The 16,210-nt window shown below is 66.4% G+C and carries 13 protein-coding genes; 6 read left to right on the forward strand and 7 right to left on the reverse strand.

What is annotated here, in order from left to right:
* The 4 genes from pilP to HWX09_RS06250 are packed head-to-tail and all read right to left on the reverse strand — an operon-like array spanning nt 1 to nt 4,714.
* On the reverse strand, nt 1-579 hold the full coding sequence (pilP, locus tag HWX09_RS06235) for a type IV pilus biogenesis protein PilP (protein ID WP_027782670.1): 579 nt from the start codon (nt 577-579) through the stop codon (nt 1-3).
* Nucleotides 569-1,885, reverse strand: coding sequence for a type 4b pilus protein PilO2 (gene pilO2 / locus HWX09_RS06240; RefSeq protein WP_027782669.1), 1,317 nt, complete (start codon nt 1,883-1,885; stop codon nt 569-571). The genes pilP and pilO2 overlap by 11 nt, the downstream gene beginning before the upstream one ends.
* A 25-nt stretch (nt 1,886-1,910) precedes the next feature.
* Nucleotides 1,911-3,644 carry a PilN family type IVB pilus formation outer membrane protein gene (locus HWX09_RS06245; protein WP_034185275.1) on the reverse strand — a complete coding sequence of 578 codons (1,734 nt, stop codon included), beginning with the start codon at nt 3,642-3,644 and terminating at the stop codon, nt 1,911-1,913.
* Complete coding sequence (locus tag HWX09_RS06250) at nt 3,644-4,714, reverse strand: toxin co-regulated pilus biosynthesis Q family protein (RefSeq protein WP_027782667.1); 1,071 nt, start codon at nt 4,712-4,714, stop codon at nt 3,644-3,646. The genes HWX09_RS06245 and HWX09_RS06250 overlap by 1 nt, the downstream gene beginning before the upstream one ends.
* A gap of 890 nt (nt 4,715-5,604) precedes the next feature.
* Between HWX09_RS06250 and HWX09_RS06255 the strand changes: the two genes are divergently transcribed.
* Nucleotides 5,605-7,041, forward strand: coding sequence for a helix-turn-helix transcriptional regulator (locus tag HWX09_RS06255; protein WP_027782666.1), 1,437 nt, complete (start codon nt 5,605-5,607; stop codon nt 7,039-7,041).
* Nucleotides 7,042-7,215: 174 nt separating this feature from the next.
* A complete protein-coding gene (locus HWX09_RS06260; protein ID WP_027782665.1) occupies nt 7,216-7,683 on the forward strand; it encodes a lytic transglycosylase domain-containing protein in 468 nt (155 codons plus the stop codon).
* Nucleotides 7,684-7,881: 198 nt separating this feature from the next.
* Here HWX09_RS06260 and HWX09_RS06265 read toward each other — a convergent pair whose 3' ends face one another.
* A complete protein-coding gene (locus HWX09_RS06265; protein WP_230469075.1) occupies nt 7,882-8,682 on the reverse strand; it encodes a hypothetical protein in 801 nt (266 codons plus the stop codon).
* 196 nt (nt 8,683-8,878) lie between these two features.
* Between HWX09_RS06265 and HWX09_RS06270 the strand changes: the two genes are divergently transcribed.
* Entirely contained in the window at nt 8,879-11,164 is a 2,286-nt protein-coding gene (locus tag HWX09_RS06270) for a hypothetical protein (protein WP_230469074.1), read from the forward strand.
* A gap of 298 nt (nt 11,165-11,462) precedes the next feature.
* Nucleotides 11,463-12,275 carry a phage tail tip lysozyme gene (locus HWX09_RS06275; protein WP_027782662.1) on the forward strand — a complete coding sequence of 271 codons (813 nt, stop codon included), beginning with the start codon at nt 11,463-11,465 and terminating at the stop codon, nt 12,273-12,275.
* 193 nt (nt 12,276-12,468) lie between these two features.
* Here the strand turns inward: HWX09_RS06275 and HWX09_RS06280 are convergent, their stop codons facing one another.
* Both HWX09_RS06280 and HWX09_RS06285 read right to left on the reverse strand, forming a co-directional pair.
* Nucleotides 12,469-12,828 (reverse strand): HrpB1 family type III secretion system apparatus protein, encoded by a 360-nt coding sequence (locus HWX09_RS06280; RefSeq protein ID WP_027782661.1) that lies wholly within the window; start codon nt 12,826-12,828, stop codon nt 12,469-12,471.
* A gap of 19 nt (nt 12,829-12,847) precedes the next feature.
* Nucleotides 12,848-13,153 carry a hypothetical protein gene (locus tag HWX09_RS06285; RefSeq protein ID WP_027782660.1) on the reverse strand — a complete coding sequence of 102 codons (306 nt, stop codon included), beginning with the start codon at nt 13,151-13,153 and terminating at the stop codon, nt 12,848-12,850.
* Nucleotides 13,154-13,386: 233 nt separating this feature from the next.
* On the opposite strand from HWX09_RS06285, the gene HWX09_RS06290 reads away from it, so the two are divergent.
* Together HWX09_RS06290 and HWX09_RS06295 are read left to right on the forward strand one after the other, a co-directional pair.
* Entirely contained in the window at nt 13,387-15,147 is a 1,761-nt protein-coding gene (locus tag HWX09_RS06290; RefSeq protein WP_027782659.1) for a hypothetical protein, read from the forward strand.
* A 207-nt stretch (nt 15,148-15,354) separates the two neighbouring features.
* Entirely contained in the window at nt 15,355-16,209 is an 855-nt protein-coding gene (locus tag HWX09_RS06295; protein ID WP_027782658.1) for a formyltransferase family protein, read from the forward strand.
* Nucleotide 16,210: the final 1 nt, after the last annotated feature.

Genomic DNA, 16,210 nt, shown 5'->3' on the forward strand with positions numbered 1-16,210 from the left:
TCACCTCGCAGGCATCGGCAAAGCAGGCAGCGGCGGCACGCCGGGCGAGCCTGTCGACGCCAGGTTGCGGGCGGGCTGCTGCCGCGCGCTCGCGGAGACGGTCAGCGTCGTGCGCCGTCCGTCTTGCGATGCGAGGACGATCGCACCCGGGCGAATGGCCGCCACGCGCATGCCGTTGGGCAGCGTATCGCCGGGCCCGACGTCGAACTCCGCTCCGTCGCTCGTCGCCACCGTTGCGCCGAGCTTCTTGCCGAGCCCTTGTGTCGCCACGAGCGACACGTCCGAATACGAGGAGACGGTACTGCCCATCCGGTGCAGCGCTTCTTGCCGCTCCGCCACCTGCGCCTGCGCATCGAGCTTTTTCAGCTGTGCCTTGAGGATCATCGTTTCCTCCTGTAGCCGCATCAGTTCGTTGGCGGCCTGCACGGCGGCCGGTGTCGGAACGACGTTCATGCGCGGCGCCGCTTCAGCGGGCGCGGCGGCCGCGGCAGCTGCGGCGCTGGCCTCGCCGAACGCGGCCAACGGCCACGCGCAGCAGCAGGCGAGCACCAGCACAGTCCATGCTTCGTCATTTCTCATAAAGCACTCCGTCGAGCGTCCACTGCCCGGATTTGTATGAAAGCGTCTCGACGCGCACGCCCGGCTCGTCGAGGTACCTGATGAGGCTGTCGGGCCGCACGTCGCCCAGTTGCGCGGACATGCGCCAGGTCTGCCAGCTCGGCGCCGGGGGCGGGCCGCCGCCCGGATGCAGCCGGTCCAGCGTTTGCGAAGCGAGGCTGCGCTGCGGCGCGCTTGCCGGCTGCAGCGTGAACGTCAGACCGATGCCAAGCAACTGGAAGGCGGAAAGCATGCGCAAGCGCACGCCGCGCACGCCATCGAGCACTTCGTCTCCCCCCACGGGCAATGCCAGCGGCTCCACGTAGCTCGCATGCTCGCCGTTGCCGTCGATCGTCGCGCGCGGCTCCGCCGCCATCAACATCGCCACGTTCGATCCGCCCCGCGACCAGCTGTAGCTGACGTTCGAGGCGCGGCAAACGTAGTCGTCGAGTTCCCAGCCGCCCGGCGCGATGTGCGTGAAATGATCGAGGCACGCGCGAACGAACGCATCGGGCCGCGGCTCGCCGGCCCATGGGTGCGCGGCTTCGGGCGGTGCCGCGGGCTTGGGCGGATGCAGCGCGAGCTCCGCGCGCATCCGCTCGAACGCCTGCTGCCGCTCGAGTTCCATACGGTGGCGCCGGTACGCGACGATGCCGGCCACGACCGCGGCCACCACCACGATCGCAACGGCGACCAGCAGCACCTCGCGCCGCGGTGCGCGCCGCGAGACACGCGACAGGTTGAGCCAGCGCGGCAAATTCGGCTTGCCGCCCCGGCGCGGGATCATGTCCTCGATACGCCGCGCGTAGAAGTTGTGGAATCCCTGCACTTCCAGCTGCGGATCGCCGATGACGACGTTCCAGCCGCCGAGGCTGTAATCGCTGTGCAGCCGCTCGAACACTTCTTCGCTGGAACCGATCCAATCGCCGTTCGGCAGAAACGCGCCGTCGCGCACGGCGAAGTAGGCCCAGCGCCCGTCGGGCAGATGAAACGCGCCGAGCCAGTTCGGCGCCGGCTGCTGGCGCCCGTCGTAGAACGCGCCTTCGGCCGCGATCGTCTTCGACACGAGCGCGCCCAGCGACGGCAAGCCCAGTTGCGCGCCCTCGCGCGTGCTCGCAAAACCCGCGCCCGCGAAGGTGCGGTCGATACGCAGCACCATCGCATCGAAATTCAGGCGCGCGGCAAGTTCCACCGCCTCCGCGCGCAGCGCGTGCCGGCGCGACAGCGATTGCCAGAAAAGGCCGCATATGAAACGCTGGCGGCCGATCTCGATGATTTGCGTCGCCATGACGGATCCTGTGCCCGAGCGCGCGTCAAGCGCCGTTGATCGCGATCGGCGAAAGCAGGATGACGATCACCTCGCGCGTGCCGGAGGCGTTGAACCCGCCCATCGCATAGTTCGACGGATGGCCGACGCCTTGCCGGTTATCCAGATCGGTGATGCCCTCGTAGCCGCTGATGACGAGCGTCTGCCCCGACTTCACGGCGATGCGCTGCAGGAAGTTGCGCGTATCGACGGTCGGCAGCTGGATCTGCTGGTTCGTCGGGCCGAACGGCACAAGGTTCACGAGCGACGAAATGTTGCTGTAGAACTGCATCATGATCGTGCCGTCGTCGAGGATGTGCGGCAGCACCGTGAGGTTGAAGCCGGTCGTGATCGTGCCCGGCGTGAGCGACGTCTGGCTGCCGACGTTGACGGTGTTGGTCGTCGAGATCTGCGCGAGATAGCCTTGCTGCTCGGCCACCTGCACGGGAACGGGCTGATCGTTGAGCGTCGTGATCGAGGCCGAGGTCTTGCGGTGCACCGTGCCCTGCGTCGAAAGCGCATCGATGATGGCCGTCGTGCTCGACGCGCGGCTCGACGGCGTGATCACCGTGGCCGAGAGCTCGCTCGGGTTCTGGATCATGCTCGTGAACGCGGTGGTGATGCCGAACTGCGTGCCGAGCGCCTGATAGACCGCGTGCCAGTTGATGCCGTAGCTGTCCTGTGCGGAAAGCGTGACCGAGAGCACCGTCACGTTCACGAGCACCTGCCGCGCGAGCACGCGGTTTTGCTGCTCCATGAACTCGCCCACGCGCTCGAGCACATCGGGCGTATCGGTGACCGAGATCGAGCCCGTGGCCGGCGAGGTGATGACCGAGCCTACCGGAGAGAGCATCGCCTTGATCGCCGTCTGCAAGCCGTTGTACACCGAGAGCTGCGCGTTCATCGTGATGTTCGCGGTGTTGTCCGACGACACGGACGGCGAACCGGACGTCCCGCCGCCTCCGCCGCCGATGCCCGCGCCACCGGCGCCCGATCCGCCCGCGCCCCCCGCGCTGTTGCTCGACGCGCCACCGCTGTTGCTCGCACCGCTCACGACGTTCGTATCCAGCTTCGAGTCGCCCGGAATGGCGACAACCTGATAGACGCGCGTGGCCGTGTAGAAGAAGACGATCGCGCCGTCCTCGTACTTCCAGTAGACGCCGAAGCGCGCCGACGCCGTGTCGAGCAGCCCGCGCAGCGTGCCGCCCGAATACGCGATACGCACGGGCGAGGATACGCTCGGCACGCGCGCGGCCACCGTCGCGGCGCTCGTGCTCGGCGCGGGCCCCTGCAGCAGGCCGGCGGGCAGCGGCGGCACGCCGAGATACGCGCCGGCGCCCCCCGTATCGACCGCGGTCTGCGTGGCGCGCGCGGCCGCTTCGCTCGTGCCCGGCGCAACCTTGGCCGGCAGGTGCGCGAGGCGTGAAATGCGATCGGCGAACATGCGCAGCGAATCGACCGTGCCGTCGAAGCTCGCCGGCTCGTCGAAGAGCTTCGGCAGCGTCGATTTCGTCGCGATCTTGATCGTCTTGCCCGAAAGCCAGAGTTCGTCTTTGACGATGACGCCGTCACTGCCCGGCACCGCGCGGTTGTCGCCGTTCGAGAGCTTGCCGAGCAGTTGCCCCGCACGCGCGGTATCGGCCTGCGAGTTGCGCTCGATCTTGTCCAGCAGACCGGTGCACCCCGCGAGCAGCGAGAGGCATGCGGCAAGGATGACGAAAGGACGACGGAGAACGCTCATCAACTTGCTCCTTTGGGAACGACGCGCATGACGCGGTTGCGCTGGTACAAGACCACCTGAATCGGCACCTGCGAGCCGGCGAGCGCATTGGTCACCTGACGCAGCGCTTCGGCGAGCGTGCCGTGTATCGTGGCCGTCGCGTCGACCTGAAAATCGGTCGGCACGTCCCAAATGAATTGCCAGCCGGCTTCGCTCGCCCAGCGCGAGAGCGCATTGCGCACGGAGCCGTCCGACAGGCGCATCTGCCACTCCGTGCGCTCGGGCGGCGCGGCGGGTACGAACGCCGGCGTCGCGGCGGGCGCCGACGACGGCGCCGGCGAGTCCGGGCCGGACGCCGGTTGCGTGGCGGCGAGCAGCGGGGGCGCCATGGCGTCACGCTTGGCGGGCGCGGGTACCCGCGCTCGCGGCGGTGCTGAAACAAGTGCGGGTACCGATGCCGGCGTGGCCGGCCCGGCTGCCGGTGCGGGCGACATCACCGGAGCGGGCGCCGGTGCCGGTGCCGGCACGGGCGGGACCGCCGGTGTGCGAGCCGATGCCGGTGTTGCAGGCGTCGACGTCGAAACGCGCGCCTGCGCCACGGTCTGCGCCTGTGCAATGGCAAGTCCCGCGGGAGCCATCGGCGCCGCGCCCGTGGGCAAGGTGGAAGACGCATTCGTCGCGGCACCGTTCATGCGCGAGGCCGCGCCGGGCGCAGGCGAGGAAGGCTGCGGCGCGTCAACGTTTGCACGCCGCGCATGCGCCGTCACCGTGAGCAAACGCATATCCGTATCGATGCGCGCCTGCAGCGCAGGATCGCCCGACAGCACCTCGCCGAGCGCGTGCACGACCGACGAGCCGGCGCGCCAGCTCACGGGCGCGTCGGCCCATGCGCCCGCGTTCGGCACATTGATGCTGTAGCTCGTCGGCATGATCTGCTCGAGCGCGCGCAGCAGCGGAACGTCGTGGCCGCCCGAGCGCACGACGCCGCCCAGGCGCTGCCCGCCGTCGACGATGACTTGCTGATCGGAAGCGTGCGCGACCGTGCAGGCGAACCAGACGCCGCACAGCAGCGCCCGAATTGCCAACGGCATCACCGCTCTCCAGACATTCGCCCTCGCCCGGTTCCACCTCTTGTCGCTCACGCACCTCGGACGCACCGGAAGCTCTATTTTTTTTGTTGCCACGTTCTTTTCAATCTGCTTGAACCATGTCAATAGCTGCCCTGAAAGCAGTACCGAAAGGCGTCAGGAATTCGAAAGAAATTCTGTAAGAAAACAGTAACGACGCGTAAGGATAGCACTACAGCTCAATGAATGTTTACGACAAAGTAAACCGCACCTTTAAGTAAAAAAATACTCGCGGAAAATCATTCATTCTCGGCCGGCATGGATGATACAGGCACTGACGCGAGCGCGTCGTCCTCGCGACACAATCCCCGCCCAGCAAGGCGCTGCGGCATCCGACACGCTTTTTGGAACGTTTCGACGCGAATCGCGGAATCGCGGCCCGTGGAAATATGCCAGATACAATAATGTGCTACGGCACCGTTCGCGCGCGAGTCGCCAATTGGGTGCCGTGCAGAAGATATCCGAATTTCCGTGTGTGAGTCGGATTGAGATTAAGACTCCAATGTTTAATCGTTCTTGATAAACAAGCGCGAACCGATTCATGGCGCTCTTCCAATCGTGACGGGAGCGCACGACGCCTTCGTCGCGCAGACAGGCTCGCCGTGCACCGCGCCAAACAGCGCACGGCGGCGGCAAACGTAACAAATCATCAAACAACCGCGACGCACGCCTCCCGCTCGTGCGTGAAAGTCCACCGCGGCACCGCCCTCTCCGACAAATGCCGATGCCGAGCCGAAGGTAACAAACCATCACAAACACGCGACTGAATCGGCCCGCGATGAAAACATGCGCTCACTGCTTCACGAATCGTTTCACGCCGCGTAACGCATCGCTCATTGAGTCAGGAGCACGACATGTTCTCAACGATCTACTTCGCCGCCGCCTCGGCCCTCGCTTTCGACGATACCCCTGCGGACGTCGCCTCGAAAATGCTCCAAGGCCAGTTTCTCGACGCTGTCCGCCACGCCGCACGCCATGCCGATACCGACACGGCGCAAGCTCAGCCCGGCTACGCACTGCTGCAAGTCTGCGCCGACCTCGAGCTGATGCTCGGCCGCCATGAAGAAGCGGAGGAAACGTATCGCCGCGCGCAAAAAGCCATTCGCGCCCATCGCGACGATCTGCGGATCGCGTCGTGCCGCAATACCGGCTGGCAAGCCTTGTTCCGCAACCAGTTCAACGTCGCGCTCAGTTGCTTCAAACGTGTCGGCGAGGAAAAGGCAGCCACGCCGCGCCAGCGTCTCGACAGCCTCGTCGGTGCGACACTCGTTTCGTTTCATCTGGGCTTGATCCAGGCGGCGTGCCATCGCCTCGGTGAGCTGGCCGCGCTGGCGGCAACGCATGACGATCGCCGCTGGAGCTACCTCGTGGAGGCGCTGCGGCGGGACCTCTTCGCGCAGCACGAACTGCACGGTGCCGAGCGACTCGCCGACCACATCTACTGGCGCTCGGCTATCGCGGAGTTCGAGCCGAGCGAGGCACCGGTACCCGGCTCGCAGCCCGCCGGGACCGCGCTGCCGCTGCTGGCCGAACGACTCTCGCACCTGAACCGGCTCGTTTCGCTGGCCGACGGCCGGACGAGCGCGGGCGAAACGCTCAAGCAATACGTGAGCTGGAGCCGCCAGGCAGGCCTCAACGATTATCACCGCAGCCTGTGCCTCGAAATCACGCTGGCCGCGATCGCCGGCCACGCGACGCCGTTGGCCGAAGCGATGCTTGATGCGTCCGGCGCGGCGAATTCGCAAGGCAGCCAGCATGCGCGCTGGTACCTCGACTACCTCTACTGCCGCGCGAAGATCATGCAGCAGCAGATGCGCACGCAGGAATTCGCACAGTTCTACGGCCGCTACGCGCTCGCCTCGATTCAGCATGTGCGCGCGGACAGCATGTCGATGCCCGCCGCCGCGGCCGATCACATGCAGGCATCGCGCACGGCGCAGCGCTCCGACGACGTGAGCGCCCGCCTGCCGGCGAAATACCGCCGCGCCTATCGCTACCTGATGGACAACCTCGACCAGAAGGACCTTTCGGTGCGCGAAGTGGCATCGCATGTGGGCGTGACCGAGCGCGCGATGCAGGCAGCGTTCAAGAACCACCTCGGGCTGTCGCCGAGCGAGCTGATCCGGCGCCAGCGGATGGAGCGCATTCGCGACGATCTGCTCGACGACGGCGCACCGGCCACGCGCGTGCTCGACGTCGCGAACAAGTGGGGCGTGCGCCATCGTTCGACGCTGGTCAACGGCTACCGGCGCGTGTTCCAGGAAGCGCCCTCGGAGACGATGGGCCGCTGAGGGCAGCGGTGTGCGGCGCCAAAGCGCCTGCACCACCGATCGGTAACACGGCCGGCCCGCGGCATTTTTCCGCCCACGCCGTCCGACGAAACGCAAACGCGTGGGTCGGACGGCGTTTTCATTCGCACGCCGGTGCGAAGCGATTCCCGCACCGCTGCTCTTACCGGATGATCCATGATGCGACTATTCACACCCAAGCCGGCGCTCGCGCTGGCGCTTGCCGTTCTGTCCGCGCGGCCCACCGACGTGCGCGCGCAGACCCCCGACTGCTTTGCGGCGGCCGCGGCCTATCAACATGTGAGCCCCGTCGTGCTGCGCGCGATCGCGTGGCAGGAATCGCATGCCAATGCGAACGCGCTCCATCGCAACCGGAACGGTTCGACCGATTACGGCATGATGCAGATCAACTCGATTCACCTTCCGCTGCTGTCGCGCTACGGCGTCTCGGCGGACGACCTCATGAACCCATGCTCGAGCGTCTACGTGGCTGCGTGGCACCTGCACAAGATGATGGTCAAGTACGGGAATACCTGGGCGGCGATCGGCGCCTACCATTCGGAGACACCTGCCGAGCGCGACCGCTACGCGCGTTCGGTGGAACGCATCGTCGAGCGCATGAAGCTGGCGGATGACGGGCAGTAGGCCGAGCAGGGGCAGCCGGGGAGACCCGGCTGCCCGCGAACGTCATCGAGAGAGAAAGCGACGTTGCATGAGGAAGTCGTCCCGTATCGCGAGCGCCAAGGCAAGCGCCAAGCGGGGACGAAGCAGGAACAAAGCGTGGACGATCGGACCGGGGCGTTCGCGAGCCGCGCGCGAAAACGCCGCGGCCCGCCGCAGCCGTTACTGCCCCTTGGCGGCGTTCGAAATGTTGCTGGCGCCCTTGTTGCCCACCGACGCCAGCGCCGACGTGAGCTCCTGCGACTGCTGGTTGACCGCGGCCGCCATCGTGTTCGCGTTGTTGAGCCGCGTCATCTCGTTTTGCTGCTTCATGAAGTCGTGTTGCATCGCAGCCATTTGCGTCACGGGGTCCCCTGCGCCAAGGGCCGATGGACGCACGATGTCACCCGCCGCATGCATGGCGGTGGACGCGACGCCGGGCGGCAGAAAGTGACTTCCGGCATGAAGCGCCGAACTCAGCACCTGTGCGCCGACGTTCCCCGCGCGCCCCGGCAGGCTGGCAAAGTTGCGGGGCGGCGGAGGCGGAGGTGGCGGCGCGCCATCGGCCCCCTTGAAGCTGGATAGCCCGTCCAGTTGGCCTTTGCTGCGCGCGGGCGATTGCTTTTGTGCGCCGTCGGCCGCACCGTTCTTCGTCCCTTTCTCGAACTCCGCGACACGGGACTGGACGAGCCCCGGCCGAATTCCTAAGTTGTTCATGGCGAACTCCTTGAGTGACATGACGATTTCCGTCGCCAGCAACATCGCTCGATGTCGGTGCGGCACGGTCCCCGCATCCCACTCACGCGGAGCGATATCGAGGAATGCAAGCGCAAGCTTATGCGCCACGGCATTGCGCAACGCAAGCGACGCGACGCGGCGAGCGAAATTGCGAAGCGCGCATGCGGCACATGCGATGAAGTGCGCAAAGAGATCCGCGGTCGTAGCACCGGCGCTGGCATCGACGTGCGTTTTTTTGCACGCCACTTCGGAATCGGCAGGCTGTCACCGTGATGTCGTTTTACCTTTCCACCACGAGAACCCACGTTCGCAAAGCGCGAAGACGGAATCGACGGGCGAAGGCACGTCGACCGCCTGGACGCGATGAGGCAGCGCGCAAGTCCATCGAGGCCTTTGTCGCGAGGCGACGTCGAACGATCGAAATCAACCGAAAGGAAACGTCATGACGATCAGCAACAGCACGCAAGTACGGTCTTCATCGCTCGACCTCCCGCGCAACGACACGCAGCCCGCGCCGGCCCCGCGCCAACGAAGCGCATCGATGCCCGGCCCGCGCCCCTCCGGCGGCGCATTGCTCGGTGCGCTGAGCAATGCACCCGCCTTTCCGGCGCATACCGGCACCCATGCACCGGCGCAGGCGGGCCCGCTTTCGACAACATCGCAACCGGCTGGGACGGCGCAGCCCCCATCGCCGGCGCTGCCGGCACCGTTGCCCGTCAGGCGCAACTCGCTCCCTCCGCGCGCATCATCGTCGTCAGGCTCCGCGATCGGCCGCCACGGTGGAGGCTCACGGTCGCTGCCCGGTTCGGGCAAGCTGAGCGCTCAACGTGCAGCCCTGGGAGACGAGACGGTGTCGGTGCTCGACTTGTCGGGGGGCGGGCAGTCGAGCGAAGCATTGCCCGTACACGAGGAACTGCAGCCACACACGCCGGCATCGCAGCACGACAGTGCGGCGCCCGTTCGACCTCAGGAGCCGGTGGAAACGAAAACTGCCGGCAAGCAACCGGCCACGTCGCGTTCGGCCAGCCCGCTGCCGCACGAGAAGGAAGCCACGGGGCTGACAACCGCGACGACGAGCGAGGCCGAATCGAAACCCGAAACGTCCCGCGCGACCGGCACGCTGTCGCTCGACAAGGGGGCGAACCCGGCCTTGCTCCCCCGCGCCGCATCGGACGCCTCCTCATCCGCTCCGTCCAGCCCCGTCTTCGATCAACATAAACCTGCGCTGGGAAAAGCTGTTTCCGAGCCCCCCGAAGACAAACCCGTGCCGGCAAAAAATACTTTCACGATGCCTTCCCACGCGGAGGCGTCATCGTCGCGCCTACCCGAGACACCTTCGTTGCCCGAGGAGCACGACACGACGTCCCGGAGCCCGCTCTCCCCGAATCCGGCCAGCTTCTCGGCGCCTCACCTCGTCGCGCACGATACCGACATTCAGGATCCCGAAGTCCAGCCCGAGACAACCGTTCCGAGTTCGTCGTCCCGGATAGCCCTGGAAACCCGCACGCTGGCCCCCGCCGGGACATCGGCGGTCGCGGAACCCGAAGACATACGTCCGGCATCGGCCGCCGCGATCAGCGACCACCTTTCGGCGGCGCTGTCCCGGCCGGGGCAAATCCGGTCGTTCATCTCGAACGTCGGCGACATGCTGACTCGGAACCCCTACGGCGCCGCGCAACCGCTCAAAGGGTGGACGGCCAACCTCGTCAACGCGTTCAGTCATGAATTCGTCGCGACCGGCGGCGCCACGCTCTTCCGGGAGCTGTGCTCGATGGCGACCGAAGCCGTCCTCGACAAGACCGGCGCCGGGCCCGAAACACGCGGCGTCATCACGGCCTCGCTGTTCACTGCGGCGGCGATGGGCAACCTGGTCGCGATGTTGCACAAGTATCACACCGGCACCGCGGACAAGAAGACCTACGCGGGCCACGGTGCGCAGCTCATCGCACTGGTAATGACGGTGGGGCTCGCCGCCCATGCCGGCAAGAACGACGAGGGCAACGGGCATCTTGGGCAGCTCGCCGGCATGCTGCCTAGCGCGATCAAATCGTACGCATATCTGGCGCGCGACGTGATCAACGTGTTCCGCCCGCTCGAAGGCAATCACGACGCAGGCTACGAGCGCCCCGTCAGAGGCCAGGCGCTCAACGGCGCTCCGTATTTCGTGAACCAGCTCGCCGTGAACACCGCGCAGGCCAGCTCGCAATGGTCGGCCACGTCCTACGTCGACAGCCTCATTCACCACACGAAGACCAACGCATCGATCAAAGGCCTGTTCGGCTATTCGGCAGCGAATGCCGCCGGCGAGGGGCTGGATGCGATCGGGGGACGCGTGGCCTCGGAAATCTCGACGCACGGCTTCACGGGCAAGGCGCTCGATGAACTGAAGTCGCTGCGCCTGAGCTGGGGCAAGATCGACACCTCCGAAACCAGCACGGCCAGGCAGCTCGGGGACAAGGCGGCCGGCGCGGGAATCGCGCGTCTCAGCCTGTTCCTCTCCCTTTATGCGGCCACCGCCGTGGTCAATCACGCGGTGGGGGGTAGAAGCGATTGGTCCGCCGGCGATAAGAACTTCACGGAGAACGCGTTGGGCGCACTGCTCATCATCGCGGGATGCCTGCCGTTTGCCGCGAGCACGTCGAGCCCGTCGAACCGGTCGAACGAGGGGCGAACGGTCGACGCCGACAACGCGGTGGAACTCGGCGTGATGCATCGCACGACCGCCTGATCACACGGGCCGTGCCGAGCTAGCGAAACGAAAGGTTCGTGCGGGTGGCCGCATCCGTGGCGCGGCGGCTCGCCTGCCGCAAGCCGCTTGCATCGGCATCGCGGCCGCCACCCGGTTCGGCGGTTCGGCGGTTCGGCGGTTCGGCGGTTCGGCGGTTCGGCGGTTCGGCAATCCGGCGACGGCTTCGCATCCGTCAAGGCGCCGTAAGCGCCGGGCAATAAATTAGGTTTCGCACGCGGCCGCTATCGGCCCTCCATCAGCAGCTGATGAATAACGTCATTCTCACGCGGAGAAAATCATGTCCACCACGGCAGTGCAAGGCTATAACGCCGGCTATCTGAACGGCATCGACGATGTCGGCGGCATCGGCGGCACGAACGAATCGCAGCTCGTACAACTGCTCGAGTTGCTCATCGAAGAAATCAAGCAGATTCTCGACCCCTCCAGCCAGAATTCAGGCGATGCGGGTGGTGTGGGCGGCATCGGCGGCGGTACGCCTTCGTACTCCGCGCCGCCCGCCTATGCCGGCGGTGGCGGAGGCGCTCCCGCGGGCATGAGTGGCGGCGGTGGCGGCCAGGGCGGTGGCGGCGCGTCGCCGGGAATAGGCGGCGGTGGAAGCGGTGGCGGCGGCAACGGCAACACGCTGCCCAATGTATCGGGCGGCGACGCCGCGCACGCCATCGCACAGGATCTCAAATCGCGCTACGGCCTGACCGACGCGCAGGTCGCTGGCGTGCTCGGCAACCTGCAGCAGGAAAGCGGGCTGCAAGGCAACGTCAATCAAGGCGGAGCGACAGGCGCGCCCTCCGGCAACTTCGCGGACGACAACGCCAACGGTTGGGGTCTTGCACAATGGGGCGGCACGCGCAAACAAGGCGAAATCAACTATGCGAAGCAGCACGGGCTCGACCCGGGCAGCCTCGAAGCCAACATCGGCTTCATGAATCAGGAACTCGACACGACGTACAGCAAGACGATCACGGACATCAAGCAGACGACGACGGCGGAACAAGCGGCACTGGTCTGGGACAAGGACTACGAACAGGCCACCGATCCGCAAATGGAAAACCGCAACAAGTACGCCGAGCAATTCCTCGCGCAAGGTCTCTGAACGCGAACGCGTCCGCCCCCCGGGGCGTTTGAAGCTCGCACGATCCCGCCCGATGTCCGGGCGGGATTTTCTTTGCACGGCATTTTCCGCCGCGCGAAAACGCCGCTCGTCGGCAATACATCGACTACCCGGATTCGACGGAAACGACTCGATGGGGTTCGCCGAGCGGGGCCGAAGGCCCCGGGAGCGGTCATCAGTCTCTTTCGAGCAGGCGCCGCATGGCAAGGCGCACGTAGGGATCGGTACTGTCCTCGTGTGCCGTCGCATAGCCATGCCACGACGGATCGTCGAGGAGTTTCAGGCAGATCGCCTTCAGTTCGGGCGCGCGATCGTCGGGCAATCCGTTCACGATCTGCCACGCTTCGTGCGGACGCCCGCGCACCAATGCGATCGTCACGGCAAAGACGTGCACCTCGCGCGTTTCGGGGTAGACATCGTGCATGTGCGCCAGCAGCGCCTCGGCCTCGTCCAGCTCGTTGGCCTCGATATGCTCGATGATCGCCTGCGCCATGGCCGGCGCATCGGCCGGCCGTTCGGTAAGAAGCTCCATCATGCTCGTCACCGTCCGTGCATCAGGCGGCGCCCGTGCCTGAGGTCAGCGTTCGCACCGCCTCCTTGCCGCCCGCCAATGCGAGCGCGGTAGCGGCGCCCTCCGGCGTCAGGTTTTCCGCGAGCGCCGTGCCGCCCTCGAGCGCCTCGAGCCCACCCTTCGCAATGGCCCCTGCCCCCGCAAGGGCTTCCTTCGGGTTGCCGCTCAGCAGCCCCTTGCCGAACGTCGCCGCGCCGTGCAGCGCGTTGCCGACACCATGGAGAACATCCCCTGCAGCCTTGGTGACATCCCCGACTACGCTCTTCACAATATTGCCGATGAAGCTCATTCGTTTTCTCCTTGATCGTGAACGAAACGCGCGTTCGATGAAACGCGCGACACCGAACCGCATGAAGGCGGCCCTCGTTCCAATCTAATGAATGCGGATGCGAAAGCGTTCGCGCGCGCGAAGCCGCACCGCGAAAACCGAATGAGCAACACCCGCGAGACGGCTCGGCGGTATGCCGCCGCGAACCTGCTTCGCCAATCCGAACGATGCTTCGCGCGGTTCACGGGAGTGTCATGACCGGCTCGCACAGTGCAGTCCATCTTGTCTCCTGGTCCGAAAACATCATGGCGCCCCCACCCAAGATCGCGTTCCCGTCGCATGCAATCGAATCCGCGTCCCTCACCCGCACACCGAGCGACCCCGGCCCCTCCACCGGAGCGAAACCCGCGCCGATGCCGACGCGGCGCGCGAGTGCCGGCGCGCTCATCGAGGAACTCGGCAGCCTCGGCAAGCGCCCGTGCGCGGAAGGTCCGCCCGCCGCGCCCGCTGCTCCGAAGCCCGCAGCGGCTATCGCGCCGCAAAAGCCCGGCGTGGACGACATCGGCGCATTCGTACCGGGCGCCGGCGGCAAGGGCCGGCTCTTCGCCGATTTCGCGCACGCGATGGGCGTCAACCGCAAAGGCATGACGTTGACGGCCTTCGCCGCCAAGCGGCCCGCGAAAGACGGCCTGAACGGTGCATCGACGGCGGCGCACGGACAGTTCGGCTACGACGCGGCGCCCGCCACCGACCTCGTGAACGCGCTGGCCTCGGGCTCGAACGCCGCCGCCGCGCATTCGATCCATAGCCGTTACGAAACCAAGGTCAAGGCGATGCTCGCCGCCGACGTCGAACGCTTCGAGCACCCCGAAAAACGCCCGCCGGGCGCGCCGATGCCGAACCAGGTCGACAACCTGCTGCTGACGAAAAACAGCAAGGGAGAATGGCAATACGACAAAGGCAAGCTCTCGCGCATTGCGCGAGACGACGCGCATCCGCTCACGCAGCGTGCCCGCGACGTATTGACCGCCATGAGCATCGCGGAGAACAAGGGCAAACAACGTAACGGCGCGCTCTACCAGTCGGTCACGTCCGCAATCGGTCTGACGGCAAGCGGGCTGCTCATTGGCGGCTCGCACGGCGCGCTGGCACCGCTCGCGGCATCCGGGCACCTGACCAACGCGGTCAAGGAAGCGCTCGATTTGAAGAAGCCGTTTGTCGAAGGGCGGCAAAACCTGCGCAATGCGAAGGCCGCCACGATTCAACGCTACGTCGACACGGTATTGGCCCCGCACGACTACACGGGCCAGACGCAGGACGAGCGCCTGCGCGCGGCGCTGCAAACGAGCCGCGCGAAGATCGACGATCTGCGCGCGATGGAGGCTCGGCCGGAGGACGAAGGCCTGCCTGCGGACTTGCGTAGCCCGCAGGCGCAGGCGGGTATCTATGCGTCGCTCTATGACGATGCACGCCGCTACGCCAACAGCGCGACGTCGTTCAGCAAGCGCTTGATCTCGGGCATGCATGCTGAAGACAAGGCGAAGGTACACAAGGATGCCGAGCGCGACATCGTGGTCAAGCATATTCTGTCGATGGTCACCAAGAGCATCGGGCGCCTCGATCCAGCCTCGCTTGCGGCGCTCGCGGGTGCCGACATGGCAGTCGATGCATCAGGCGCACAGCGCGCGAGGCAGGCGCTCGCGATCGTGGGCAACCATCCGCGCGCGAGCCGCAATCAGGATCTGATCGCCGCGCACACGCTGCTGACAGACAGCGGCATTCCGAAGGGCGAAGCGGCACTGCTGCTTTCACAGCTGGCACGCGCGCGGCGCGAAAAACCGCAAGCGGCGACGGCGCCGCGCGATACGTCGGCTTCCAGCCGGAGCGCCGCACCGCTGACCGACAGCGAGCGGCTCAAGCAGATCGCCAACATCATCGGGCAGCCCGGCCTCACGGCAACCGCCGCCAAGACGGCGGAGGACGCCATCAAGAAGAACCTCGGGCTGAGGTCTTGACGCGCGGCGCGGCGTAAGGCGCAATAGCGACGTCCTCGCCGCGGCGCGCAGTCGGCGATTCATTTGCCGGTTCGCGGCACTCGACGAAACTTCGGAATGCACAGGCTGTCCTCCACCGTGCGCGCTTACCGTGAAGCGGGGTGTGGCCGTCGGCCGTCATCGCCGTCCATGCCGCCATGACCTTCATTGTGAAAGGGAGAACCGACCATGCGATTCGCGTTCGCCGGCTTCGATCGCTGGCGTGTCGTCTTCGACGCGTTCGTGGCCGCCGGCTGGGAGCCTGTGGCGCTCTACTCGTTTCCGGTCGACAACCGGCTCGACTTCAATAGCGAACTCGTCGAGCGCGCGGACAAGCTGCGCATTCCGGTGCAGCTGTCGCGCATCGACGAAGACGATCTGCGCTGGCTCGCCGCACGGCAATGCGAGGCACTGATCGTGGCCGGCTACAACTGGAAGATTCCGGCGTGGCAGCCCTATCTGCGCCATGCGGCGAACTTTCATCCGTCACCGCTGCCCGACGGGCGCGGCCCGTACCCGGCCATGCGCGCCATCCTCGAGGGGCGGCGCGAGTGGGGCGTCAGTTGCCATCGAATCGATGCCGATTTCGATACCGGGGAGATCGTCGATTCCGAATGCTTTCCACTCGATGCCGACGAATGGCACGAGACGCTGCAGCTGAAGCTGCAGATGGCTGCCCGTCGGCTGGCCACGCGCGTGGCCCGCGACTTCGATCGGCTTTGGAACGAACGGCGTCCGCAAGGTGCGGGCAGCTACTGGCCGCGCGTCGCCGATGCCGAGCGCACGATCGATTTCGCGCAGCCCGTGGCCGAGGTGATGCGCGTCGTGCGGGCCTGCGGGAACGTCGAATCGATCGCGCCGCTCTTCGGCACGACCGTCCACGTGCGGCGCGCCACCGCCTGGCAGGAAGCACACACGTACGAGCCCGGGCAGATCGTGCATCAGTACCGGCGCTGGGTCGTGGTCGCCGCGCAGGACGGCTTCGTCGCCTTGCTCGAATGGAGCCCGCTGAACGCGTCCCTTCGTCAGCAGATGGCGGGCTGAA

The sequence above is a fragment of the Burkholderia sp. BCC1208 genome (assembly GCF_902833095.1).
Lineage (GTDB): Bacteria > Pseudomonadota > Gammaproteobacteria > Burkholderiales > Burkholderiaceae > Burkholderia.